Source organism: Pseudomonas sp. RGB (assembly GCF_007713445.1).
In the GTDB taxonomy this organism is placed as follows: domain Bacteria; phylum Pseudomonadota; class Gammaproteobacteria; order Pseudomonadales; family Pseudomonadaceae; genus Aquipseudomonas.
This window is the reverse complement of sequence record NZ_VMSH01000009.1, coordinates 198,855-222,467: the sequence shown is the minus strand read 5'-3', so window position 1 is coordinate 222,467 and position 23,613 is coordinate 198,855. Positions and strand designations below refer to the sequence as shown.

Sequence of the window (23,613 nt, the reverse complement as noted above, 5' to 3'; positions counted from 1 at the left end):
TGATGCATCCCAAACTCCCGCAGATTAGAAGCCTATGTCCCTGATAGTTCTACTGCTTCTGCCTTTTATTGGCAGCTGTCTGGCGGCCTTGCTGCCGCACAATGCACGTAACACCGAATCCCTGTTGGCTGGCCTCGTGGCCTTGGTCGGCACCATTCAAGTCGCCCTGCTCTACCCTCAGATCGCCCACGGTGGCGTGATCCGCGAAGAATTCATGTGGTTGCCCAGCCTTGGGTTGAACTTCGTGCTGCGCATGGATGGGTTCGCCTGGCTATTCTCGATGCTGGTGCTGGGCATCGGCTCGCTGGTGTCGCTGTATGCGCGCTACTACATGTCGCCGGACGACCCGGTGCCGCGTTTCTTCGCGTTTTTCCTGGCCTTCATGGGCGCCATGCTCGGGCTGGTGATTTCCGGCAACCTGATCCAGATCGTGTTCTTCTGGGAACTGACCAGCCTGTTCTCGTTCCTGTTGATCGGCTATTGGCACCACCGCGCCGATGCCCGGCGCGGCGCCTATATGGCGCTGATGGTCACCGGCGCGGGCGGCCTGTGCCTGTTGGCCGGCGTAATGCTGCTGGGGCATATCGTGGGCAGCTATGACCTGGACCAGGTGCTGGCAGCGGGCGATCAGATTCGCGCGCACTCGCTGTACCCGGTCATGCTCGCCCTGGTGCTGATCGGCGCCCTGAGCAAAAGCGCACAGTTCCCCTTCCACTTCTGGCTGCCCCACGCGATGGCGGCACCGACGCCGGTTTCGGCGTACCTGCACTCGGCGACGATGGTGAAAGCCGGCGTGTTCCTGCTGGCCCGCCTGTGGCCGTCGCTGTCCGGCAGCGAAGAATGGTTCTGGATCGTCGGCGGTGCCGGCGCCATCACCCTCCTCCTCGGCGCTTACTGCGCCATGTTTCAAAACGATCTCAAGGGCCTGCTGGCCTACTCCACCATCAGCCACCTCGGGCTGATCACCCTGCTGCTGGGCCTCAACAGCCCGCTGGCCGCCGTCGCTGCGGTGTTCCATATCCTCAACCACGCCACCTTCAAGGCCTCCCTGTTCATGGCGGCGGGCATCATCGACCACGAAAGCGGCACCCGTGATATTCGCAAGCTCAGCGGTCTGGTGCGCCTGATCCCGTTTACCGCGACCCTGGCGATGGTGGCCAGTGCGTCGATGGCCGGGGTGCCGTTGCTCAATGGCTTCCTGTCCAAAGAGATGTTCTTCGCTGAAACGGTATTTATCTCGGCGACCGCCTGGGTGGAAATTGCCCTGCCGATGATTGCAACCATCGCCGGCACTTTCAGCGTCGCCTATGCGCTGCGCTTTACCGTCGATGTGTTCTTCGGCCCGCCCGCCACCGATTTGCCGCACACGCCCCACGAACCGCCGCGCTGGATGCGCGCGCCGGTGGAACTGCTGGTGTTCACCTGCCTGCTGGTGGGCATCTTCCCGGCCCAGGTGGTCGGCTCGATTCTCGCCGCTGCCGCCCTGCCGGTGGTCGGTGGTGTGCTGCCCGAGTACAGCCTGGCGATCTGGCACGGCTGGAACGCGCCGATGATCATGAGCCTGGTGGCGATGTCCGGCGGCGTGGTGCTCTACCTGCTGCTGCGCAAACAGCTCAAGCGAGGCCGCTTCAAGTACCCGCCGGTCATCAGCTACTTCAACGGCAAGCGTATGTTCGAGCGCAGCCTGGTGGTGATGATGCGCGGCGTGCGCCGGATCGAAAAACGCATCAGCACCAAACGCCTGCAGACCCAGCTGTTCCTGCTGGTGACGGCAGCGGTGATTGCAGGTTTGATCCCGATGCTCAACAGCGGCCTCAGCTGGGGCGACCGGCCGAAGATCCCGGGCTCCATTGTGTTTGTGACCCTGTGGCTGCTGGCGATTGCCTGCGCCCTCGGCGCCGCGTGGCAAGCCAAGTATCACCGGCTGGCAGCCCTGACCATGGTCAGCGTGTGCGGCTTGATGACCTGCATCACCTTCGTGTGGTTCTCGGCGCCGGACCTGGCGTTGACGCAGCTGGTCGTCGAAGTGGTGACCACCGTGCTGATTCTGCTGGGCCTGCGCTGGCTGCCACGGCGGATCGAAGAAGTGTCGCCATTGCCCAGCTCGTTGCGCAAGGCGCGCATTCGCCGCCTGCGTGACTTCCTGCTGTCCACCGTGGTCGGCGGCGGCATGGCGCTGCTGTCCTACGCGATGCTGACCCGCCAGACGCCCAACGATATCTCCTCGTTCTACCTCAGCCGCGCCCTGCCCGAAGGCGGCGGCAGCAACGTCGTGAACGTGATGCTCGTCGACTTCCGTGGCTTCGACACCCTCGGCGAAATCACCGTGCTCGGCGCCGTGGCGCTGACGGTGTATGCCCTGCTGCGGCGCTTCCGTCCGTCCAAAGAAAGCATGCAACTGCCCGCGCAACAGCGCCAGTTGGCGCCGGACGTGGCCACCGACCTGGTCAACCCGCGCCAGGCCAGCGACACCGCGCTGGGCTTCATGATGGTGCCGGCGGTGCTGGTGCGCCTGCTGCTGCCAATTGCGCTGGTGGTGTCGTTCTACCTGTTCATGCGCGGTCATAACCAGCCGGGCGGCGGCTTTGTCGCAGGCCTGGTGATGTCGGTAGCGTTCATCCTGCAATACATGGTTGCCGGTACGCAGTGGGTTGAGGCGCAGATGAGCCTGCGGCCAATGCGCTGGATGGGTTTTGGCCTGCTTTCGGCCACCCTGACCGGGCTCGGCGCGCTGTTTGCCGGTTACCCGTTCCTCACCACCCACACCTGGCATTTCAGCGTGCCGGTGCTCGGCGATATCCATATCGCCAGCGCCCTGTTCTTCGACGTCGGCGTGTACGCCATGGTCGTCGGTTCCACGCTGCTGATGCTCACCGCCCTCGGCCACCAGTCCGTGCGGGCCCACAAACCGAGCAACCAGGCCAAAAAAGTGGTTGCCGCAACGCAAGGAGCCGCCTGATGGAAGAAGTCATCGCAATTGCCATTGGGGTCCTGGCGGCCTCCGGCGTCTGGCTGATCCTGCGGCCACGGACGTTCCAGGTGGTGATGGGCCTGTGCCTGCTGTCGTACGGGGTCAACCTGTTCATTTTCAGCATGGGCAGCCTGTTTATCGGCAAGGAGCCGATCATCAAGGACGGCGTGCCGCAAGACCTGCTGCACTACACCGATCCCCTGCCCCAGGCGCTGGTACTGACGGCGATCGTGATCAGCTTCGCCATGACCGCGCTGTTTCTGGTGGTGCTGCTGGCCTCCCGCGGTCTGACCGGCACTGACCATGTAGACGGTCGGGAGCCCAAGGAATGACGTGGATCAATCAACTGATCGTCGCGCCGATCCTGCTGCCGTTGCTGACCGCCGCGCTGATGCTGATGCTCGGCGAAAAACGCCGTCCGCTGAAGGCAAAAATCAACCTGTTTTCCAGCATCATCGGCCTGGGCATCGCCGTCCTGCTGCTGTACTGGACACAACAAGGCGGCCCCGGCTCCATCGGTGTGTACCTGCCGGGCAACTGGCAGGTACCGTTCGGCATCGTGCTGGTGGTGGACCAACTGTCGGCGATGATGCTGGTGCTCACCGGGATTATCGGCGTGAGCGCGCTGCTGTTCGCCATGGCCCGTTGGGACCGCGCCGGTACCAGCTTCCACGCGCTGTTCCAGATCCAGATGATGGGCCTGTACGGCGCCTTCCTGACGGCGGACCTGTTCAACCTGTTCGTTTTCTTCGAAGTGCTGCTGGCGGCGTCCTATGGTTTGATGCTGCACGGCTCGGGCCGTGCGCGGGTGTCGTCGGGGCTGCATTACATCGCGATCAACCTGCTGGCCTCGTCGCTGTTCCTGATTGGCGCGGCGATGATCTACGGCGTCACCGGCACGCTGAATTTTGCTGACCTGGCGCTGAAAATCCCGCTGGTGCCAGAGGCCGATCGCGGCCTGTTGCACGCAGGCGCGGCAATTCTGGCAACAGCGTTCCTGGCCAAAGCCGGCATGTGGCCACTGAACTTCTGGCTGGCGCCCGCCTACTCCTCGGCCAGCGCGCCGGTGGCGGCGATGTTTGCGATCATGACCAAAGTAGGCGTGTACACCGTGCTGCGCCTGTGGACCTTGCTGTTTTCGGGGCAAGCCGGTGCTTCGGCGCTGTTTGGCGGCGACTGGCTGGTGTACGGCGGCATGGCGACGATCATTTGCGCAGCATTGGCGATGGTCGCGGCGCAGCGGCTGGAACGCATGGCCAGCTTGAGCATTCTGGTGTCGGCCGGGATTCTGCTGTCGGCCGTGGGCTTTGCTCAGCCAAGCCTGACGGCCGGGGCGCTGTTCTATCTGGTCAGCTCGACGCTGGCATTGAGCGCGCTGTTCCTGCTGGCCGAACTGATCGAGCGTTCGCGCTCGGCCAATGACCTGCCGCTGGACGAGGAAATCGATGCGTTGCCCAAGGCCATGGAGTCGTTGCATCCACGGCCCGGCGTGAACCTCGACGATGAACAAAAAGCCGTGGTCGGCCAGGTGATTCCGTGGACCATGGCCTTTCTCGGTTTGAGCTTTGTTGCCTGCGCGTTGCTGATTATCGGCATGCCGCCGCTGTCTGGCTTTATCGGCAAGCTCAGCCTGTTGAGCGCGCTGGTCAACCCGCTGGGGCTGGGGAATGCGGTGGATGAACCCATACGCCCCGCCGCCTGGGGCTTGGTGACATTGCTGATCCTGTCAGGCCTGGCGTCGCTGATCGCCTTCGCCCGCCTGGGCATCCAGCGCTTCTGGACGCCGGAAGAGCGCCCCTCTCCGCTGCTGCGCCGCTACGAGTGCCTGCCGATCTTCTTCCTGCTCGGCCTGAGCATCCTGCTGACTTTCAAGGCCGAGCCGTTGATGCGCTACACCCAGGCCACCGCCGAAAGCCTGAACAACCCGGAACACTACGTGATGGCCGTCTTGGCGACGCGCCCGGTGCCGAGCCCTGAAGCCAAGACCGCCGCCCTGGAGGTGCAGCCATGAAGCGTCTGTTCCCTGCCCCCTGGTTATCGCTGGCGTTGTGGCTGTTGTGGCTGGTGCTGAACCTGTCCGTCAGCCCCGGCAACCTGCTGCTCGGCGCGCTGCTGGGCTTTCTTGCCCCGCTGCTGATGGCGCCGCTGCGCCCGCTGCCGATCCGCATCCGCCGCCCCGGGGTGATCCTGCGCCTGTTTCTGGTGGTGGGCCGCGACGTGATCATCTCTAATCTGCAAGTGGCCTGGGGTGTGCTGATCTGCGGCTCGCGTGCGCCGCGTTCGCGCTTTATCAAAATCCCGCTGGACCTGCGCGACGCCAACGGCCTGGCCGTACTGTCGATGATCACCAGCGTCACACCCGGCACGGTCTGGTCGGAACTGGCGCTGGACCGCAGCATTCTGCTGTTGCACGTGTTCGACCTTGAGGATGAAGCGCCCTTTATCGAGCACTTCAAAACCACCTACGAGCGGCCCCTGATGGAGATCTTCGAATGAGCGCCCTGCTCTCCAACGCGATCCTGATCAGCCTGTTCCTGTTCTCGCTGGCCATGGTGCTGACACTGGCGCGCCTGTTCAAAGGCCCGTCGGCACAGGACCGGGTTCTGGCACTGGACTATCTGTACATCCTGGCGATGCTGATGATGCTGGTACTCGGCATCCGCTACGCCAGTGACACCTACTTTGAAGCGGCGCTGCTGATTGCGCTGTTTGGCTTTGTCGGGTCGTTCGCTTTGGCGAAATTCCTGCTGCGTGGCGAGGTGATTGAATGATGCCGTTATGGGTTGAAGCCAGCGTGGCGGTATTGCTGGTGCTGAGCAGCGTATTCGCACTGATCGGCGCGATCGGTCTGCTGCGTATGAAGGACTTTTTCCAGCGCATGCACCCGCCGGCGCTGGCCTCTACATTGGGTGCGTGGTGTGTGGCGTTGGCGTCGATCATCTACTTTTCGGTGCTCAAGTCCGCGCCGGTGCTGCACGGCTGGTTGATTCCGATTCTGCTGTCGATCACGGTGCCGGTGACCACGCTGCTGCTGGCTCGCACTGCACTGTTCCGCAAGCGCATGGCCGGGGACGATGTGCCCGCCGAGGTCAGCAGCCGCCGCTGATCGACCAGGCGCACACAGTAAAACATGTGGGAGCGGGCTTGCTCGCGAATGCGGTACATCAGTCACACATGTATTGACTGACACTGCGCATTCGCGAGCAAGCCCGCTCCCACATTGATTTGCGCTAGGCGAAAGATCGGATTCTGGCCGCCAGCTCTGCCAACTCAGCATCATCCGCCCGTACATGATCGTGGGACGAGATATAGCCCTCATACGCCTCGAAGAACTTGTCCACCTTCGAACTCAACGGCTTGAACGCACTGTCCGAGCCCGTGCCATGCATGGGAAACAGCTTCGCATGCAGGTGATCCACCCCATACCCTTCCAGCATCATCCCGGTGCGCGCCACATCCGGAAACGCCCGGTCAATCTGCAATGCGGTTTTTTTGGTGGCGACAACAAGGTCGGCCAGCACCTTATCCGACTGCGCAAACGCATAACTGCCGTAATGTTGCTTGGGGATCACCACGCTGAAACCCGGCGTGTTGGGGAAGATCGACAGGAACGCCATATGGTGTTCGTCCTCCCACAGAATGTGGGCTGGAGAGGTCTTTCGGACAATGCTGCAAAAAATACAATCCATTCAAATCACCGCCAGTTTCATCATGGGTTTGGTCGTGGCGATCATCTAAAGCCATGAATGGACGAGCGTCAAAACAAAAGACAATTTTCCGAAAGCTCTTACGAAATTGAGATCAGAAACGCCACGGTGATGGGCCGCCCTGATCGATGAGCTGATCATCACCCGTATCCCGGTGCTGTTGGGACAAGGGATTCCCTTGTTCAGCCAGATTGGTAGTGAGCGTGAACTGCGCCATGTCGGCACGTATGCGTCGCAGAATGGGTTTGGCAAGGTGCTCTGGGACGGTAAAGGGGCCAATCAACAGCCCCAATCACACGTCAAACCAAGGTCACCGCGTTGGCGTAGATGTCAGTCGGTGGACTCCCGCCTTGCCTACCCCACACTTCCTCTCGCCCATTGATCACTGCAAGCGAATGGCCCACCATTTGACCGTTAACCGGAACGCCATGAGTCACAAGACCCAGTTGCCCACGCGCCAAGTTTTCAACAGTGGTTTTTTGGATGTGGGCACTCAGGCCCAGGCGCACGAACCCATTGTAATTGTGACCAAAGGGCTCACCGTCATTGATGCTGTATAACGCGCTCTCGAAACCTCGCGCGGCATAACCGTCGTTATTCTCCATTTGCGCCCGTTTAGCACTCACGGCATACAGAAAATTAGCATCTGCCACCATCGCCGGATTATCGCCACTGAACTCAGATCTATAGGTTGCCTGCGCCAGCTCATCTTTGGACAGGTGGTACCAGCGGTCATCCCGCATCTGTATGTTCCAGCCATCACCCGCTGCGATTACCTGCTTGTAAATATCGGTCGGCTTCTGGCCAAACTTCATCATTGCGACCTTTATGGCTGCCACCGTCGTGCAATTGCTTTTATTTGGCCCCTGCTTGAAACCACTCCAGATATTGCCGGTTTCATTACCCACGCCAGGTCTTCTGCCAGGGTTACTCCTGTCGGTGTAGAGGTCATCAAGACTCATCCTCTGAGTGGGAGTGTTATGACTTACCTGCCGCGGATGACGAAGCCCAGGTCCGTTATGTGCAAGGGGGTGGCCAGTGTCATGCGACCGGCTGGACAGAGACTCTCGCCCCGCATCCGGGAACAGGTGCTGTATAGACTGAAAAACTGCCGCTTGGGAGGCTATGTAGACGTCCAAGGTTTGAATCAGCTTGTGGAGATCGTTCTTGAACGTACCGCTGTCCACCGTTTCCAAAAGCGCCTTCAAATTGAAAGATAACCGTTGAGCCATTTGTGCCTTGGAACCTGTCGCATCAAATAACTCATTGAGCTGCTGTTTGACCGCAACCACTTCGGCCGCAGGCGCAACGGAAACCGCCCTGGGTCGCAACCCATTTGGCGCATACCCGGCGCCCACACCTCCCGTCCCTGCCGCCCCTGAATTCCACATCTGCAACGCTCCCGATTAAGTGAAAAGCCCGCAGGGCTCTCACCCGCTCAGTGGTAAGTCGGATGCGGACAGTTCCATACCCTATGTAGGCTCGCTGCCCTGTCCATCGCAGAACTTTCAACGACAATTCGAGGAAGCGCTGGCGTGCCCTTCGATAGCATTGCCTGGGTAACGCTGATGCACCGAGGCGTCTGCATCGCAGGCAAGCCAGCTCCCACAGAAAAGCAAAACCCAGGCGGCATTGCAGCCGACCAAATCGTGGAAGCTTAAATCGGTCGAATTGTGGGAGCGGGCTTGCTCGCGAAGGCGGTGGGTCAGTCGCCAGATTCATTGGCTGAGGCACCGCATTCGCGAGCAAGCCCGCTCCCACACTGGATCGAGTGAGCCATTGAAACGATGTGCAAAAAAAACGCCCCGAACCAGTCGGGGCGTTTTTCATTCAGCGTTACCGATCAAGCTTGATCAGCCAACCGCCACGTCGTCCCGCCCTTGCCGTCTTCCAACACCACACCCATCGCGGTCAGTTGGTCACGGATACGGTCGGACTCGGCCCAGTCTTTGTTAGCCCGCGCAGCCAGACGCGCCTGAATCAGCGCATCAACTTGCGCCGCGTCCACACGCCCTTCAGCGCCGGCTTGCAGGAAGTCATCGGCTTCCATCTGCAGCACACCCAGCACGCTGGCCAGCTCCTTCAAGCGTGCAGCCAGCCCGGCCGCTGCATCCAGATCGGTCTCGCGCAAGCGGTTGATCTCACGCACCATCTCGAACAGCACCGCACAGGCTTCCGGCGTGCCGAAGTCGTCGTTCATCACTTCGGTAAACCGTGCCACGAACGCTTCGCCGCCGGCAGGCGCCACGGCTGGCAGGCCTTTCAACGCGTGGTAGAAACGCTCCAGGGCGCCCTTGGCGTCCTTGAGGTTGTCTTCCGAGTAGTTGATGGCGCTGCGGTAGTGGCTGGACACCAGCAGGTAACGCACCACTTCCGGGTGGTACTTTTCCAGCACGTCGCGAATGGTGAAGAAGTTGTTCAAGGACTTGGACATCTTCTCGCCATTGATGCGGATCATGCCGCAGTGCATCCAGGCGTTGGCGTACGTCTTGCCGGTGGCGGCTTCGCTTTGGGCGATTTCGTTTTCGTGGTGCGGGAACTCAAGATCGCTGCCGCCGCCATGAATGTCGAAAGTCTCGCCCAGGCAGCAGGTGGACATCACCGAGCACTCGATGTGCCAGCCCGGACGCCCGGCGCCCCATGGCGACTCCCAGCTCGGCTCGCCGGGCTTGGTGCCTTTCCACAGCACGAAGTCGAGCGGGTCTTGCTTGGCTTCGTCGACTTCGATGCGCGCGCCGATGCGCAGGTCTTCGATTTTCTTGCGCGACAGCTTGCCGTAGCCCATGAACTTGGCAACGCGGTAGTACACGTCGCCATTGCCCGGGGCGTAGGCATAACCCTTGTCGATCAGGGTCTGGATCATCGCATGCATGCCCGGGATGTGATCCGTGGCGCGCGGCTCCATGTCCGGCTTGAGGATGTTGAGGCGCGCCTCGTCCTCGTGCATGGCAGCAATCATGCGTTCGGTCAGCGCGTCAAACGACTCGCCGTTTTCGTTGGCACGGTTGATGATCTTGTCGTCGATGTCGGTGATGTTGCGCACATAGGTCAAGTCATAGCCGCTGAAACGCAACCAGCGGGTCACCAGGTCGAAGGCAACCATGCTGCGGCCGTGGCCGATGTGGCAGTAGTCGTACACGGTCATGCCGCACACGTACATGCGCACCTTGTTGCCATCCAGCGGCTTGAAGACTTCTTTGGTCTTGCTGAGTGTGTTGTAGATCGTTAACACGACAACTCCCTTAAATCACTGGCCCCACGAATCACGCAAGGTCACGGTACGGTTGAATACCGGCTGACCAGGTTTCGAGTCCTTGATATCTGCGCAGAAGTAACCTTCGCGCTCGAACTGGAAACGGTCTTCCGGCTGTGCGTCGCCAAGCGATGGCTCGGCACGACAACCGGTGAGCACTTGCAGGGAATCAGGGTTGATGTTGTCCAGGAAGCTCGCGCTGTCTTCAGCCTTTTCAGGGTTCGGCGAACGGAACAGACGATCGTACAAACGCACTTCGCACTCGATGCTGGCAGCCGCCGGCACCCAGTGGACCACGCCTTTGACCTTGCGGCCCTCAGGGTTCTTGCCCAGGGTTTCGGGGTCGTAGGAGCAACGCAGTTCGACGATGTTGCCATCGGCGTCCTTGATCGCTTCATCGGCGCGGATCACGTAGCTGCCGCGCAGACGCACTTCGCCATTCGGCTCCAGGCGCTTGTAGCCCTTTGGCGGCTCTTCCATGAAGTCATCACGGTCGATGTAGATCTCACGCGCGAACGGCAGCTTGCGCACGCCGAGTTCTTCTTTTTGCGGATGACGCGGCAGTTCGAGGTTCTCGACCTTGTCTTCCGGGTAATTGGTGATCACCACTTTCAACGGACGCAGCACGCACATGGCGCGCGGTGCGTTGGCGTCGAGGTCCTGACGGATGCTGAATTCGAGCATGCCGTAGTCGACCACGCCGTCGGAGCGGTTGGTGCCGACCATCTCGCAGAAATTACGGATCGACGCCGGGGTGTAACCGCGACGACGGAAGCCCGACAGCGTCGACATGCGTGGGTCGTCCCAGCCATGCACGTGCTTTTCATCAACCAGCTGCTTGAGCTTGCGCTTGCTGGTGATGGTGTAGTTCAGGTTCAGGCGGCTGAATTCGTACTGACGCGGGTGCGCCGGCACCGGCAGGCTGTCGAGGAACCACTCGTACAGCGGGCGATGGCTTTCGAACTCCAGGGTGCAGATCGAGTGGGTGATGCCTTCGATGGCGTCCGACTGACCGTGGGTGAAGTCATAGTTCGGGTAGATGCACCACTTGTCACCGGTCTGGTGGTGGTGGGCATGGCGGATGCGGTACATGATCGGGTCGCGCAGGTTCATGTTCGGCGAGGCCATGTCGATCTTGGCACGCAGCACGCGGGCGCCGTCCGGGAACTCACCGGCGCGCATGCGGTTGAACCAGTCCAGGTTCTCTTCGACCGAACGGTCGCGGAACGGGCTGTTCTTGCCCGGCTCGGTCAGGCTGCCACGGTATTCCTTGGCTTGCTCCGGGGTCAGGTCGTCGACGTAAGCCTTGCCGGCCTTGATGAGCTCGACGGCCCAGTCGAACAACTGGTCGAAATACTTGGAGGCGTAGCGCACTTCACCGGACCACTCGAAACCCAGCCACTTGATGTCGCTTTCGATGGCGTCGATGTATTCCTGGTCTTCCTTGGCCGGGTTGGTGTCGTCGAAACGCAGGTGCGTGACGCCACCGAACTCCTGGGCCAGGCCGAAGTTCACACAGATCGACTTGGCGTGGCCGATGTGCAGGTAACCGTTGGGCTCAGGCGGGAAACGGGTGACGATCTGCGTGTGCTTGCCCGAATCCAGGTCCGCCTGGATGATCGGGCGCAGGAAATTGACCGGGACGGCAGGTCCGGCCTTGGAATTCGAGGTAGGGTCGACAGTGGGCTTGCTCATAGGATCCTTGAACAGACGAAGTGCTTGGCCAGAAGTAGGGGCCGATAAAACAAAGGGCTTATGATAGCCGAAGCTGTCAAGCCGCTGACAGAGCGTGGTCGAAAACTGCTGCATTTAATGCATCGGCGGTAAAAAACCACCTCGAAATTCCTGCAGGTCACGCTAAACTGCGCGCCTTGGCCTCTGTTTAGCCAATCAGGTAAGGCGCTCAGGCGTCCAAACCCACGAATTCCCTGAAAAGAGTAGTGAACATGACTCAAGTCAAACTGACCACCAACCACGGTGACATCGTCATCGAGCTGAACGCCGAGAAAGCGCCGATCACCGTCGCCAACTTCATCGAATACGTTAAAGCCGGCCACTACGAAAACACCGTTTTCCACCGTGTCATCGGCAACTTCATGGTCCAGGGCGGCGGTTTCGAGCCTGGCATGAAAGAAAAGAAAGACAAGCGCCCAAGCATCCAGAACGAAGCGGACAACGGCCTTTCCAACGACAAGTACACCGTCGCCATGGCCCGTACCATGGAGCCGCATTCGGCCTCCGCGCAGTTCTTCATCAACGTCGCCGACAACGCCTTCCTGAACCACAGCGGCAAGAACGTGCAGGGTTGGGGCTACGCGGTATTCGGTAAAGTGACCGAAGGCCAGGACGTCGTCGACAAGATCAAAGCCGTGCAGACCACCGGTAAAGCCGGTCACCAGGACGTTCCGGTAGAAGACGTTATCGTCGAGAAAGCCGAGATCGTTGGGTGATATTGCTGATTTCAGATTTGCATCTGGAAGAGGACCGCCCGGACATCACCCGGGCGTTTCTGGATTTGCTCCACGGGCGCGCCCGTGGCGCCCAGGCGTTGTACATTCTGGGCGACTTCTTTGAAGCCTGGATTGGCGACGATGGCATGACACCGTTCCAGCGTTCGATTTGCGCGGCCCTGCGTGAGCTGAGCGACAGCGGCACCCCGATTTTCATCATGCACGGCAACCGTGACTTCCTGATCGGCAAGGCGTTCTGCAAAGCTGCAGGCGCCACCTTGCTCAAGGACCCGAGTGTCGTGCAGTTCTACGGCGAGCCTGTGCTGTTGATGCACGGCGACAGTCTTTGCACCCGCGACGTTGGCTACATGAAGCTGCGGCGCATCCTGCGTAACCCGATTGTGCTGTTTATCCTGCGGCACCTGCCATTGCGCACCCGCCACAAGCTGGCGCGCAAGCTGCGCAGTGAAAGCCGCGCGCAGACACGCATGAAAGCCAACGACATTGTCGATGTGACGCCCGAGGAAGTGCCGCGGGTGATGCAGCAATTTGGCGTGCGCACCCTGGTCCACGGCCACACGCACCGCCCAGCGATCCACAAGTTGCAGATTGGTGATCAGGCGGCCAAGCGCATTGTGCTGGGGGATTGGGACAAGCAGGGCTGGGCGTTGCAGGTAGACGAGCAAGGGTTTGCGTTGGCGGCGTTTGACTTCGTCAATCCACAGCTGGCGCTGCCTGGCGCCTGATTCTCAGACACAACACCCCTCAAATGTGGGAGCTGGCTTGCCTGCGATAGCATCACCTCGATGTATCTGATGTACCGAGGTGCCTGCATCGCAGGCAAGCCAGCTCCCACATTGACCGAGTTCGGTCTTTCGATCAGTGCCCCGAAGCCTCCGGCCCGGCCTTCGCCGCAAACGGCGGTTTCGCCAGCCACACAATCACGATCAAGCCCATGAACATCCACCCCAGCAGCGTGAAGTAATCCACGGTGGACATCATGTACGCCTGGCTGGTGAGGATCTGGTCCAGCTGCGCATAGGCCTTGTGCCCTGCCCCGCCGAGTGCCTGCAAGGCATCACGGGTTGCCGAGTCGTAGGTGGTCATGTTCTCGCTCATGTACGCATGGTGCTGGTCGGCGCGGCGAATCCAGATCCAGGTGGTCAGCGAGGCCGCAAAACTGCCGCCCAGGGTCCGCAGGAAGGTCGCCAGGCCCGCGCCGTCGGCGATTTGCGCCGGCGGCAGGTCGGACATCAGGATGCTCAAGGTCGGCATGAAGAACAGCGCCACGCCAATGCCCATGAACAGCTGCACCAGGGCGATGTGGGTGAAGTCCACCTCATTGGTGAAACCGGCACGCATGAAGCAGCTCAGGCCAATTGCCAAAAATGCCAGGCCCGCCAGCAAGCGCAGGTCGAACTTGTGCGCGTACTTGCCCACAAACGGCGACATCAGCACCGGCAGAATGCCGATCGGCGCCACCGCCAGGCCCGCCCAAGTGGCGGTGTAGCCCATCTGGGTTTGCAGCCATTGCGGCAGGATCAGGTTGATGCCGAAGAACCCCGCATAACCGAGCACCAGCACAATGGTGCCGATGCGGAAGTTGCGGTAGGCAAACAACCGCAGGTTGACCACCGGGTGCTTGTCGGTCATTTCCCAGATGACGAACACCGCCAGGGCTATCGCCGAAATCACGGCACCAACGATGATGAAGTTGGATTCGAACCAGTCCAGGTCATTGCCCTTGTCGAGGATGATCTGCAGCGCGCCAACACCGACGATCAGGCTCAGCAGCCCGACGTAATCCATCGGCTGGTAACTGGTGACCACCGGACGTTTCTTCAACTGCGAACGCACCACCAGCACCGCGAAGATGCCGATGGGCACGTTGATAAAGAAGATCCACGGCCAGCTGTAGCTGTCGGTAATCCAGCCGCCGAGGATCGGGCCGGCAATCGGCGCCACCACCGTGACCATCGCCAGCAGCGCCAGGGCCATGCCGCGCCTCGCCGGCGGGTAGACCGCGATCAGCAACGTTTGAGTCATCGGGTACAGCGGCCCGGCCACCAGGCCCTGCAGCACCCGAAAGCCGATCAGCTCAGGCATCGAGGTGGAAATACCGCAGAGGAACGAGGCCAGCACAAACAGGATGGTCGCCCACAAAAACAGCTTCACCTCGCCAAAGCGCCGGCTCAACCAGCCGGTCAGCGGCAAGGCAATCGCGTTGCTCACCGCAAACGAGGTGATCACCCAGGTGCCCTGCTCCGAACTCACGCCGAGGTTGCCGGAAATGGTCGGCAAGGCCACGTTGGCGATCGTGGTGTCGAGCACCTGCATAAAGGTCGCCAGCGACAGGCCAATAGTGGCCATCAACAGGCTGGGTGGCGTGAACGAGGCGTTATTGCTCATCAGCGTTGCACAGCCTTGGGCGCGGCGAGGCTGTTGTCATGGATCAGCTGAGTGATCATGGCATCGGCTTCGGCCAATTGGCGGTCATACACGTTGGTGGTGAACGAGGCCTTTTGCGGCGCCTGTTGCGCCAGTACCGGGCCGCTCTTGTCGTGCAGGTCCACGTTGACCACGGTGCTCAAGCCCACACGCAGCGGGTGCTTGGCCAGCTCGTCGGCGTTGATATGAATACGCACGGGCACCCGTTGCACGATCTTGATCCAGTTACCGGTGGCGTTCTGCGCCGGCAGCAAGGCAAACGCGCTGCCGGTACCGGCGCCCAGGCTGTCCACGGTGCCGCTGTACTTCACGTCACTGCCGTAGATATCCGACTCGATGTCCACCGGCTGGCCGATACGCATATCGCGCAGCTGGGTTTCCTTGAAGTTGGCGTCGATCCACAACTGGTTCAGCGGGATCACCGCCATCAACGCGGTACCCGGCTGCACGCGCTGACCCAATTGCACCGTGCGCTTGGCCACATAGCCGGTTACCGGTGCAATCAAGGTGCTGCGGGCGTTGGTCAAGTACGCCTGGCGCAGTTGCGCGGCGGCGGCCTGCACGTCCGGGTGGGACGAAATCACCGTGTCGTCCACCAGCGCGCTGGAGGTCTTGAACTGTTGCTGCACGTTGGCCAGGGCGCTTTGCGCCGAGGTCAGGTCGTCACGGGCGTGGGACAGTTCTTCCTGGGAGATCGCGCCGCCGGCGGCAAGGTTCTTACGACGGTTGTAATTGTCCTGGGCCTTCTGCACGTTGGCTTGCTGCGCCAGCACCTGGGCTTTCATGCCATCAACGTTGCTGTACAAGCCCCGCACCTGGCGCACGGTGCGCGCGAGGTTGGCCTGGGCACTTTGCAGGCCGACAGCGGCGTCATTGGGGTCGAAGTTGATCAGCACCTGGCCTTCGTGGACCAGGTCGCCGTCGTCGGCGCCGATGCTGACCACAGTGCCGGTGACCAGCGGGGTGATTTCCACCACGTTGCCGTTCACATAGGCATCGTCGGTGCTTTCGTTGAAGCGCCCGTAAAGCTCATACCAGGCCCACACGCCGATCACGCCAAGAATCACGATCAGCGCCAGGCCGATCAGCATGATTTTGCGTTTGCGTGGGTTGCTGTCTTTCTGCTGCTCTTTCTGCTGCTCTTTGGGTTGCTCTGTTGCGTTGTTGCTTTCGGCAGTGGCCATGACAAATACCTCAAATTATTCCGTGCGTGTAGCTGGGGTGGTTGCGGCCACGTTATCGGCGTTGTACCCGCCACCCAGGGCTTGCATCAATTGAATCGACAGATCGATCTGCGCAGCATTCAAGGCCGCCAACTGACGCTGGGCCTGCAGCAATTGCTGCTCGATGCTGAGTACATCCAGGTAATTCCCGATCCCCGAGCTGTAGCGCTGAACCCCGGTGTCGTAAGACTGCTGGGCAATGTCCGCGGCGTGTTGCTGGGCCTGGATCTGCCGACCGGTATCGCGCAATTGCGAAAGGGTGTTGCCAATATCGCCCAAGGCTTGCACCAGGGTTTTGTTGTACTGGGCCACCGCCAGGTCGTAATCGGCGTCGCGGGCATCGAGGTCGGCGCGCAGGCGGCCGCCGTCGAAGATCGGCAACGAGACGGTCGGCGCAATGCTGAAGAAACGGCTGGCCGAGCCAAACATCGCGTCGCCCAACAACGACTCGGCCCCGGCGCTCGCGCTCAGGTTGAGGTTGGGGTAGAAACGGGTCTTGCTCGCGGCGACATTCTTGCTTGCTGCCTCGACGCGCCAACGTGCGGCGATCAAGTCCGGGCGACGGCCCAGCAACTCGGCCGGCAGCACAGAAGGCACGGCAACGGCGCTGGGTTTGAGCACGTTCGGGCGGGTCAGCTCGCTGCCACGGTCGGGGCCTTTACCGAGCAATACGGCCAGGGCGATCTTGGCGCTTTGCAGCTGTTTTTCTGCATCGATCAATTGCGACTCAGAGCTGGCTTCCAGGCTTTCGGTCTGCTGGTACTGGTACTGGCTGTCGATGCCGGAACTCAGGCGGCGCTTGCTCAGGTCGAGCATCTGACGGGTGCGCTTGAGGTCGTCGGCGGCCAGGTCTCGCACGATGTGCGCCTGGCCCAGGTCGCTGTAGGCCTTGGCCACGTTAGCGGCCAGGGTCAGGCGCGCGGCTTGCTGATCGACTTCGGCGGCACGCGCCTGGCCCAACGCGGCTTCCCAGGCGGCGCGCTGGCCACCCCACAGGTCAAAGTTGTAGTTGAAGCTGGCGCCGATGTTACGCACGGTGGCGTAGGCATCGCCCTGCCCCAGCGGGTCCTGATCCTTGGCCAGGCGCGAACGGCTCACGCCGGCGCTGGCATCCAGGGTCGGCATGCGGGCGGCATCGGCGGCGTAGGCAGCGGCTTGCGCCTGGTGGGCACGGGCGCTGGCGACTTGCATGTCAGGGCTGTTTTGCAGGGCTTCATGGATCAAGCCGTCCAGCTGCGGGTCGCCAAGGCTCTTCCACCAATCGGCCGTCGGCCATGCGGCGCTCGACAAGGTCACGCCACTGAGGGACTTGCCGGTTTGCAACGTGTTGGCGTCGAGGCGTTGGCCCTGAGTGTCGAGGCCGCTGAAGTTGGCACAACCGGCCATGCTCATCGCCACCAGCACCAGGCTAAGTGCGCGTGTGTTCATTGATTACCTACCCGCTGGATGACGATGGCGTCACCGGCAGCTATCAGAATTTTCGTGAGGATTTTTTCCAGGGTTTGCAACTCGCCGGGCTGCAGGGCGCCGGCCAGCTCATTCATCGCCTGCGCGCCGATGTGCGGCAGCATGTCTGCCAGGCGCTGGCCGTCTTCGGTCAGTACCAGCTGCACCTGGCGCCGGTCCTGCTCGGAACGCTTGCGCGCCAGCAGGCCCTTTTGCTCCAGGCGGTCGAGCATGCGGGTCATGGAACCGCTGTCCAGCGACAGGTTGCGACACAGCTCGGCGGGCGTGTCGACCTCGTACTGGGCAATGATGATCAACACCTTGAACTGCGCGGCGGTGACGCCATGCGGCTCCATATGCGTGTCGATAATGCGGTCCTTGAGCAGCGCGGCGCGGCCCAGCAACAGGCCGAGGTGGCAGTTGCGAAAGCTGTCAGGGGTGAAGTGGGTCATCGAAAGTCACCTTATTACTGCCTAGGCAGTGAATGTATGACAAGATGTTACTGCTTAGGCAGCGAATGTCAAATGGAATTATTAGCTTGCTTGCTAATTGACCGACAGGTGGGCTGCACCACAAACGAACGTGGGAGCTGGCTTACCGGCGATGACGGTCTGTCAGTCAATGAATCATCGACTGATGGACCGCCATCGCCGGCAAGCCAGCTCCCACAGTATTTGTGCGTGAGGGTTTAGAAATCGCGCTTGTAGAAGATGTCCAGTGAACTGGCCACGCCACTGGCCACTTCCAGGTACACCTTTTTGCTCAGCAGGTAGCGCAGGGCAATCGTACTGGCCGGCTCGAACACCCCAACCCCATACCGCAGGCTGAGTTTTTCGGTGATCTTGCCGCTGGCCACCACGGCGGTGTTATTGCCGGTGCCCTGGGTGTCGAGGTCGAAGTCCTGGATACCCAGCTTGTTGGCGATGTCCGAGGTCACCCCGGCGCTGCCCATCAACCCCAGCCCCAAAGCGGCTTCGGCCAGCATGTTGTTGTCTTCGCCGGTGTTGTTGCGCGAACGCCCCAGCACCAGATACGAGAGTGCATCCTCCTGAGGCATGGTCGGCTCGGAGAAGATCTGCGTGGTCGGCTGTTCGGCACTGCCGCTCAAGCGAATACCGGCCGTCACCGTTCTGGACGGTTCGGTAACGACGCGCACGGCTTCGACATCCAGGAACGGTTGGTCCAATGGCCCTGCAAACAACAGCCGCGCGCGGCGCACGTCCAGCCGCTGCCCGTAGGCACGGTAGCGGCCATCGTTGAGCCACAGCTCGCCACGGGTGTCCATGTTGTCGCCGATGTGCACATGGCCCTGCACTTTGGCGGTGAGCCCGAAGCCCGCGAAGTTGAGCTGGTCTTCGCCCACCACCACGTCGATGTCCATGGCCATCGCCATCGGCGCCTTGCCCTCCTCGGTCTGGCTGCCGACGATCACGGTGTCATCGGAGACCTTGACGGTGGACGGCGGCAATTCACGCACGGTGATGTCGCCACGCGGGATGTGCACCTTGCCGGCAATCGCCAGCTTGTCGTTTTTCAGGCTGATTTTCAGGTCCGGCGCCACTTCCAGCTTGGCGTAAGGCTCAACCGTGACCGGCAACTGCGCGCCTTGCAGGCTGAGGTCCACCACCAGCGCCTGGCCCCAGTCGATCTGCCCCTTGAGGCTGCCCTGCCCGGCCTTGCCACTGTGCCACGCACCATTCAACTGCACGCTTTCGCCGGCAATCAGGGCCTGCACGTTCAAGCCTTCAAGGCTGATCGGCAACTCCGGCCCGGAGACTTCACCGCCCACCAGATTCACGTTGCCGTTGACCTGCGGTGCCAGCAAACCACCGGAGATACGCCCGTTGCCGTTGAGCTTGCCGGTGAGTTTGTCCACCATCGGCACAAACGGTCGGGCCACGGCGAGGTCCAGGCCGTTGAGGCTGAAATTACCGGTGATCGGCTTGTTCTTCGGCAGCGGGTTGATCTGCGCCTGCACCAGCAACTCGCCGAGCTTGCCGCCACGGAAGGTCAGCTGAGTGTCGATGCGTTTAGGGTTGAGGGTGGTTTCCAGCTTCAGGGTGTCGTAGGGGAAATCCACCCACTGAGCCTTGTCCTTGACGCGCAGGGTGCCACCGCTGGCATCCACCGCGATCACGCCTTTAGGCCCGCTGGCGGGCAGGTCGAGCTGCACGTCGGCGTTGAGCTTGCCTTGCCAGGCGAAATCCTTGGGCAGAAAGGCAGCCAGGCTGTCGATAGGGAATTGCTTGAGGTGGTAACGCAACTTCGGCTCAGGCATCAGGCGCTGATCTTCACCGCACAGGCTGGAAGGGCCGGACACCCAGCAATGCGCCGCAAAGGTCAGCTTGCCGTCCGCCAGGCGTTCGATCCTGGCCGGGGCTTGCAGCTTCCAGTCCTGGCCACCGGCTTGAACGTCACCGCTGGCCAGGCGCCCGCGCCAGTTACCTTTGTCGAGGTTGCCATCGAGCGCCAGGCCCAGCTTGACCAGCGGCCCGGCCAGGTCCAGCTGGACTTTCTGGCTTTTGATATCCCCTTGAGCGCTGGCGGTCAGGGTGCCGACCTGGGTGTCGCCGGCCTGAATGCCACTGCCCTTGAGGTCGATCTTCGCGCGCTGGGCGTTGTCGAGTGTGGCGTTGAGGGTGAGGTTTTGCAGTTGATTGTCGGCGAACGCCAGTTGCTGGCCTTTAAGGTCGAGTTTGCCTTGCGGCGCCTTCAACGTACCGGCCACATCGACGCGCCCGTTGATCTGCCCACGCAGTTGCGGCCACAACTGGGCCAGGCGCGTCAGTTTGATGTCGATCTGCCCGGCCACACGTTGCTGCAGGCTGCCGCTGCCATTGATGCGGTTATCACCCAGGCGGATGTCCAGGTTGGCCAGGGTCCATTGCTCGCCTGCGCCGTCTGCCTTGGCCGCCAGCACGGCAGTCTGACCGCGCAAGCGGCCCTTGAGGTCGAGGTCGGCGTTGAGCTTGAGTTGTTCCTGTTTGAACTCGCCCTTGCTGCGCAGCGGCCCAGCCAACGTGCCGGGTAACTCCGCGACCCAGTACGCCGGGTTCAGCGCCGACAGGTCCAGCGCGGTGTCCCAGGCAATGCCGTCGGCAAACTGCAGGCTCAGGTGGCCTTCAGCCTTGCCTTGGCCGGCCGTCAATTTCAGTTCGGGCAGGAAGAGTTGCTTGAGGTCGCCACTGAACGGCGTGACCACATTGAATTTGCCGGCCGGGCCGTCGAGGTCGGCCTTGAGGTTGCCGAGGTAATTGCCGTCTTTGTAGGAAATCTCGCCGTTGAGCGTATGCAGCGCGAACTGCGGCTCATCAATCAATGGATAGAGGCGGTGCCAGGGAAAATCCAGCCAATCGATCTTGGCGTCGGCGCTGAAGCCTTGTTGCCAGTCCAGATTGGCGCTGAGCTTGAGGCTTTGCTGGTCGCCGGCATTCAAATCCAGGCCGGCGATCTGCGCGCCCTTGGCGTCAACCTTGCCCTGCAGCAGCAGGTCCACCGGGCCTTTTTCCGCTGGCAGCACGGCCTTGCCCAGCAGTTGATAACCGCTGCTCAGGTCACCCTTGGCGGTGAGGTCCAGTTGATTGAGTTGCAGGGTGTCGGGCAAGTCGGCGCTGGGTTTGAAGCCATCGGCGCTGATGTGCAATTGCGCGGGCAAGTTCTCCACCAGTGGTTGCAGCTCACCGCTGAGTTTGGCGGGCAGGTAGCCACTGCTGTCGGCGTCGAGCTTGAGGGTCTTGAGCAAGTCTCCGTCGAGCTTGAGCGCAACCTTCCACGGCGCGCCGCCGGGCGCGTACGGCAGGCTCAGGTTGCCCGTGGCGCTCAGCGGCCAGTTGCCGGTGGGTTGCAGCAGACCGGCCAGGTCCAGCACCAGGTCGTCGCGTTGCAGGTGCACCGAGTCGATCTGCAGGCCCGCGGCGGTCCAGTGCGCCGCGAGCTGCAAGCCCTTGAGCTCTTCGCTGCCATTGAACAGCAGGCTACCGACGCGAACGTCGCCCAACTGGATCGCCACCGGCAGTTTCAACTCCGGCAGCTGGATCGGCCCGCTGCTGCTGTCATCGGTACTGGGTGGGAATTGCAGGCTGACCTGTTCCACGTCCAGCTGGTTGATGCACAGGGTCATGCGCAGCAGGCAGGCCGGTGACCAGTCGAACTTCGCCGCATTCAGCTCGACCCGGCTGGTGTCTTGCTGCCACAACAGGTGGTCGACACGCCACTGGCCACCCAAATGCCCCTGGAAATTCTCGACCGTCAATCCGGGCACCTGGCTCAAGGCCCAGCGGCTGCCCGCTTGGCTGCCGAGTACCGCCCACAGTGCCAGTAACACCACGGCGAAGACTGCCACGATGGCCAGCCCCGCTATTTTCAAACCACGCATCACAGCTCAGGCCCCATGGAAAAGTGCAAACGAATGCCGCCCGGATCTTCCAGGGCATGGGCCAGGTCGAGGCGGATCGGGCCCACCGGCGACACCCAACGCACGCCCACGCCCACACCGGTTTTCAGGCTCGGCATGTCCAGGCTGTTGAAAGAGTTGCCTTGGTCGACAAAGGTCGCGATCCGCCATTTTTCGGCGATGGAATATTGATATTCGGCACTCAGCGCCACCATGTAGCGGCCGCCGATGCGGTCACCGCGATCGTTTTCGGGTGACAACGTCTGGTACTCGTAGCCACGCACGCTCTGGTCACCACCGGCAAAAAAGCGCAGCGATGGCGGCACCGATTTGTAGCCATTGGTGGCACTGCCGCCAAACTGCGCACGGCCGAGGAAACGGTGGTTGTCCCACAAGGTGGTCAAGCCCTTGATCGTGGCGGTGCCGTAAAGCAGGTTGGTGTCGGAACCCAGGCCTTCCTTGGCGACCTTGGCGTCAAACATCAGGCGATAGCCATTGTGCGGGTCGATGCGGTTGTCGCTGCGCAGGTAGGAATAATTGATCCCCGGCATCACCAGGTTACTCAGGCCCGAGTCATTGCCCAGGCGGTATTCTTCGCGCTGGTATTTGAGCGAGATGACCCGCGTCCAGCCGCTGGGCAATTTGCTGTGCCATTCAGGGCCAAGGGTGAGCAATTTACTCAGGGTGTCGGTATTGGCGATTTCTTCATTCTGGTAGCCGCCGGCAAACCGCAGTTTGTCGGTGAGCGGTGGGTCCAGCGGGATGTCGTACCACAGGCCGACGTTCTGGCGCGGCGCCGACAGCTCGGCTTCCCAGCCATAGCTGTGACCTTGTGGGTTGACCCAGTGACGCGTCCAGTTGGCTTTGCCGCGCGGGCCGACGTCGGTCGAGTACCCCAGGCCCAGGCCCATGGTGCGCGGCTTGCGGGTGTCCAGTTGGACCGCCACCGGGATCACATCGTTGGCCGAGGCTGCGGGGCTTCCGTCTACGCGCACGGCTTCGAAAAAGCCACTCGCCTGCAGGTTCTGGTTGAGTTCGGCGATCAGCTCGGAGTCGTAAGGGTCGCCGCTTTTGAACGGCACCATGCGTTGCAGCAGGTCTTCATCAAACGGCGTGTCGCCAGCGAAGCTGACCTTGCCCATGCTATAGCGCGGGCCGCTGTCGTAAATGAGTTCGATATCGGCGACGCCGGCTTTGGGGTCAACCGAGAGTTTCTGGCTGGTAAAGCGCCCGCTGAAAAAGCCGTAGCGCGAGGCCTGGTTCTGGATCAGACGCTTGGCGTCTTCGTAGTGGCCGTGGTTGAGCACGGCGCCGGATGTGAGGTCGCTGCTGTCGGGCACGCGAAAAGCCTTGAGGCTCGCGGCCTGGCCGTCAACCCGAATGGTCACGTTGCGCAAATGCACCGGCTCGCCGGGGTCGATGGTGAGGATCAGGCGTGGATTCTTGCCGCCTTTTACATCACTGACGATTTGCGGCTGATAGTAGCCCAGCGCCTGGGCCGCCTTGCGGGCCTGCTCTTCGGCGCCGCGGCTGAACCGCAGCAGGGCTTCTTCATCACGATCGCCTACCCCGCCGATATAGCCTTCGATGTTGGCTTTCAACGCGTCGTTTGTAGGCTTGATCCGCACGTCCAATTCGCTTTGCGCCAAGGCGCCGCAGCTTGTGAACAGCAGAATCAAGCCGCTGGTAAATCTTCCTGGAAACTTCATAGGCGCGGATGCT

The 23,613-nt window shown here is 61.5% G+C and carries 18 protein-coding genes; 8 read left to right on the top strand and 10 right to left on the bottom strand.

Annotated elements, in window-relative coordinates; genetic code table 11:
- Positions 1 to 34: 34 nt before the first annotated feature.
- From FPT15_RS20125 to FPT15_RS20100, 6 genes are read left to right on the top strand one after another with little or no spacing between them, the layout of a single operon-like run.
- Positions 35 to 2,959: a monovalent cation/H+ antiporter subunit A gene (locus FPT15_RS20125; RefSeq protein WP_145164028.1), complete on the top strand. Its 2,925-nt coding sequence runs from the start codon at positions 35 to 37 to the stop codon at positions 2,957 to 2,959.
- Positions 2,959 to 3,303, top strand: a complete 345-nt coding sequence (locus FPT15_RS20120) for a Na+/H+ antiporter subunit C (protein WP_007986256.1) — start codon at positions 2,959 to 2,961, stop codon at positions 3,301 to 3,303. Before FPT15_RS20125 ends, FPT15_RS20120 begins: the two co-directional genes overlap by 1 nt.
- On the top strand, positions 3,300 to 4,982 hold the full coding sequence (locus FPT15_RS20115; protein ID WP_145164026.1) for a monovalent cation/H+ antiporter subunit D: 1,683 nt from the start codon (positions 3,300 to 3,302) through the stop codon (positions 4,980 to 4,982). The genes FPT15_RS20120 and FPT15_RS20115 overlap by 4 nt, the downstream gene beginning before the upstream one ends.
- Positions 4,979 to 5,467 (top strand): Na+/H+ antiporter subunit E, encoded by a 489-nt coding sequence (locus FPT15_RS20110; protein ID WP_145164024.1) that lies wholly within the window; start codon positions 4,979 to 4,981, stop codon positions 5,465 to 5,467. The genes FPT15_RS20115 and FPT15_RS20110 overlap by 4 nt, the downstream gene beginning before the upstream one ends.
- On the top strand, positions 5,464 to 5,742 hold the full coding sequence (locus FPT15_RS20105) for a K+/H+ antiporter subunit F (protein ID WP_106578792.1): 279 nt from the start codon (positions 5,464 to 5,466) through the stop codon (positions 5,740 to 5,742). The genes FPT15_RS20110 and FPT15_RS20105 overlap by 4 nt, the downstream gene beginning before the upstream one ends.
- Positions 5,739 to 6,077 (top strand): Na+/H+ antiporter subunit G, encoded by a 339-nt coding sequence (locus FPT15_RS20100; protein ID WP_145164022.1) that lies wholly within the window; start codon positions 5,739 to 5,741, stop codon positions 6,075 to 6,077. The genes FPT15_RS20105 and FPT15_RS20100 overlap by 4 nt, the downstream gene beginning before the upstream one ends.
- Positions 6,078 to 6,201: 124 nt before the next feature.
- On the opposite strand, the gene FPT15_RS20095 is transcribed toward FPT15_RS20100, so the two are convergent.
- The 4 genes from FPT15_RS20095 to FPT15_RS20075 form a co-directional block, all read right to left on the bottom strand.
- The gene (locus FPT15_RS20095) at positions 6,202 to 6,660 is read right to left on the bottom strand and encodes an HIT family protein (RefSeq protein ID WP_145164020.1); all 459 of its coding nucleotides are present in this window, start codon (positions 6,658 to 6,660) and stop codon (positions 6,202 to 6,204) included.
- A gap of 317 nt (positions 6,661 to 6,977) precedes the next feature.
- Positions 6,978 to 8,069: a hypothetical protein gene (locus tag FPT15_RS20090; RefSeq protein WP_256676499.1), complete on the bottom strand. Its 1,092-nt coding sequence runs from the start codon at positions 8,067 to 8,069 to the stop codon at positions 6,978 to 6,980.
- A gap of 452 nt (positions 8,070 to 8,521) precedes the next feature.
- Positions 8,522 to 9,910, bottom strand: coding sequence for a cysteine--tRNA ligase (gene cysS, locus FPT15_RS20080; protein ID WP_145164016.1), 1,389 nt, complete (start codon positions 9,908 to 9,910; stop codon positions 8,522 to 8,524).
- A gap of 15 nt (positions 9,911 to 9,925) precedes the next feature.
- On the bottom strand, positions 9,926 to 11,626 hold the full coding sequence (locus FPT15_RS20075; RefSeq protein ID WP_145164014.1) for a glutamine--tRNA ligase/YqeY domain fusion protein: 1,701 nt from the start codon (positions 11,624 to 11,626) through the stop codon (positions 9,926 to 9,928).
- A gap of 251 nt (positions 11,627 to 11,877) precedes the next feature.
- Between FPT15_RS20075 and FPT15_RS20070 the strand changes: the two genes are divergently transcribed.
- Together FPT15_RS20070 and lpxH are read left to right on the top strand one after the other, a co-directional pair.
- Positions 11,878 to 12,381: a peptidylprolyl isomerase gene (locus FPT15_RS20070; RefSeq protein WP_106578797.1), complete on the top strand. Its 504-nt coding sequence runs from the start codon at positions 11,878 to 11,880 to the stop codon at positions 12,379 to 12,381.
- Positions 12,378 to 13,127 carry a UDP-2,3-diacylglucosamine diphosphatase gene (lpxH, locus tag FPT15_RS20065; protein WP_145164012.1) on the top strand — a complete coding sequence of 250 codons (750 nt, stop codon included), beginning with the start codon at positions 12,378 to 12,380 and terminating at the stop codon, positions 13,125 to 13,127. Before FPT15_RS20070 ends, lpxH begins: the two co-directional genes overlap by 4 nt.
- A 133-nt stretch (positions 13,128 to 13,260) precedes the next feature.
- Here the strand turns inward: lpxH and FPT15_RS20060 are convergent, their stop codons facing one another.
- The 6 genes from FPT15_RS20060 to FPT15_RS20035 form a co-directional block, all read right to left on the bottom strand.
- The gene (locus FPT15_RS20060) at positions 13,261 to 14,790 is read right to left on the bottom strand and encodes a DHA2 family efflux MFS transporter permease subunit (RefSeq protein ID WP_145164010.1); all 1,530 of its coding nucleotides are present in this window, start codon (positions 14,788 to 14,790) and stop codon (positions 13,261 to 13,263) included.
- Positions 14,790 to 16,013: an efflux RND transporter periplasmic adaptor subunit gene (locus tag FPT15_RS20055; RefSeq protein ID WP_145164008.1), complete on the bottom strand. Its 1,224-nt coding sequence runs from the start codon at positions 16,011 to 16,013 to the stop codon at positions 14,790 to 14,792. The genes FPT15_RS20060 and FPT15_RS20055 overlap by 1 nt, the downstream gene beginning before the upstream one ends.
- A gap of 15 nt (positions 16,014 to 16,028) precedes the next feature.
- Positions 16,029 to 17,480: an efflux transporter outer membrane subunit gene (locus tag FPT15_RS20050; RefSeq protein WP_145164006.1), complete on the bottom strand. Its 1,452-nt coding sequence runs from the start codon at positions 17,478 to 17,480 to the stop codon at positions 16,029 to 16,031.
- Positions 17,477 to 17,950: a MarR family winged helix-turn-helix transcriptional regulator gene (locus tag FPT15_RS20045; protein ID WP_145164004.1), complete on the bottom strand. Its 474-nt coding sequence runs from the start codon at positions 17,948 to 17,950 to the stop codon at positions 17,477 to 17,479. Before FPT15_RS20045 ends, FPT15_RS20050 begins: the two co-directional genes overlap by 4 nt.
- Positions 17,951 to 18,186: 236 nt before the next feature.
- Complete coding sequence (locus FPT15_RS20040) at positions 18,187 to 21,873, bottom strand: translocation/assembly module TamB domain-containing protein (RefSeq protein WP_145164002.1); 3,687 nt, start codon at positions 21,871 to 21,873, stop codon at positions 18,187 to 18,189.
- Complete coding sequence (locus FPT15_RS20035) at positions 21,873 to 23,600, bottom strand: autotransporter assembly complex family protein (RefSeq protein ID WP_145164000.1); 1,728 nt, start codon at positions 23,598 to 23,600, stop codon at positions 21,873 to 21,875. The genes FPT15_RS20040 and FPT15_RS20035 overlap by 1 nt, the downstream gene beginning before the upstream one ends.
- Between the last annotated feature and the right edge of the window lie 13 nt (positions 23,601 to 23,613).

Bases quoted from the DNA above. Each gene is read 5' to 3' on its own strand.
- FPT15_RS20095 (WP_145164020.1), bottom strand. From the start codon at position 6,660: ATGGATTGTATTTTTTGCAGCATTGTCCGAAAGACCTCTCCAGCCCAC.
- FPT15_RS20035 (WP_145164000.1), bottom strand. From the start codon at position 23,600: ATGAAGTTTCCAGGAAGATTTACCAGCGGCTTGATTCTGCTGTTCACA.
- FPT15_RS20120 (WP_007986256.1), top strand. From the start codon at position 2,959: ATGGAAGAAGTCATCGCAATTGCCATTGGGGTCCTGGCGGCCTCCGGC.
- FPT15_RS20105 (WP_106578792.1), top strand. From the start codon at position 5,464: ATGAGCGCCCTGCTCTCCAACGCGATCCTGATCAGCCTGTTCCTGTTC.
- FPT15_RS20100 (WP_145164022.1), top strand. From the start codon at position 5,739: ATGATGCCGTTATGGGTTGAAGCCAGCGTGGCGGTATTGCTGGTGCTG.
- FPT15_RS20075 (WP_145164014.1), bottom strand. From the start codon at position 11,626: ATGAGCAAGCCCACTGTCGACCCTACCTCGAATTCCAAGGCCGGACCT.
- FPT15_RS20125 (WP_145164028.1), top strand. From the start codon at position 35: ATGTCCCTGATAGTTCTACTGCTTCTGCCTTTTATTGGCAGCTGTCTG.
- FPT15_RS20045 (WP_145164004.1), bottom strand. From the start codon at position 17,950: ATGACCCACTTCACCCCTGACAGCTTTCGCAACTGCCACCTCGGCCTG.
- FPT15_RS20040 (WP_145164002.1), bottom strand. From the start codon at position 21,873: ATGCGTGGTTTGAAAATAGCGGGGCTGGCCATCGTGGCAGTCTTCGCC.
- FPT15_RS20090 (WP_256676499.1), bottom strand. From the start codon at position 8,069: ATGTGGAATTCAGGGGCGGCAGGGACGGGAGGTGTGGGCGCCGGGTAT.
- FPT15_RS20110 (WP_145164024.1), top strand. From the start codon at position 4,979: ATGAAGCGTCTGTTCCCTGCCCCCTGGTTATCGCTGGCGTTGTGGCTG.
- FPT15_RS20115 (WP_145164026.1), top strand. From the start codon at position 3,300: ATGACGTGGATCAATCAACTGATCGTCGCGCCGATCCTGCTGCCGTTG.
- FPT15_RS20060 (WP_145164010.1), bottom strand. From the start codon at position 14,790: ATGAGCAATAACGCCTCGTTCACGCCACCCAGCCTGTTGATGGCCACT.
- FPT15_RS20070 (WP_106578797.1), top strand. From the start codon at position 11,878: ATGACTCAAGTCAAACTGACCACCAACCACGGTGACATCGTCATCGAG.
- FPT15_RS20055 (WP_145164008.1), bottom strand. From the start codon at position 16,013: ATGGCCACTGCCGAAAGCAACAACGCAACAGAGCAACCCAAAGAGCAG.
- FPT15_RS20050 (WP_145164006.1), bottom strand. From the start codon at position 17,480: ATGAACACACGCGCACTTAGCCTGGTGCTGGTGGCGATGAGCATGGCC.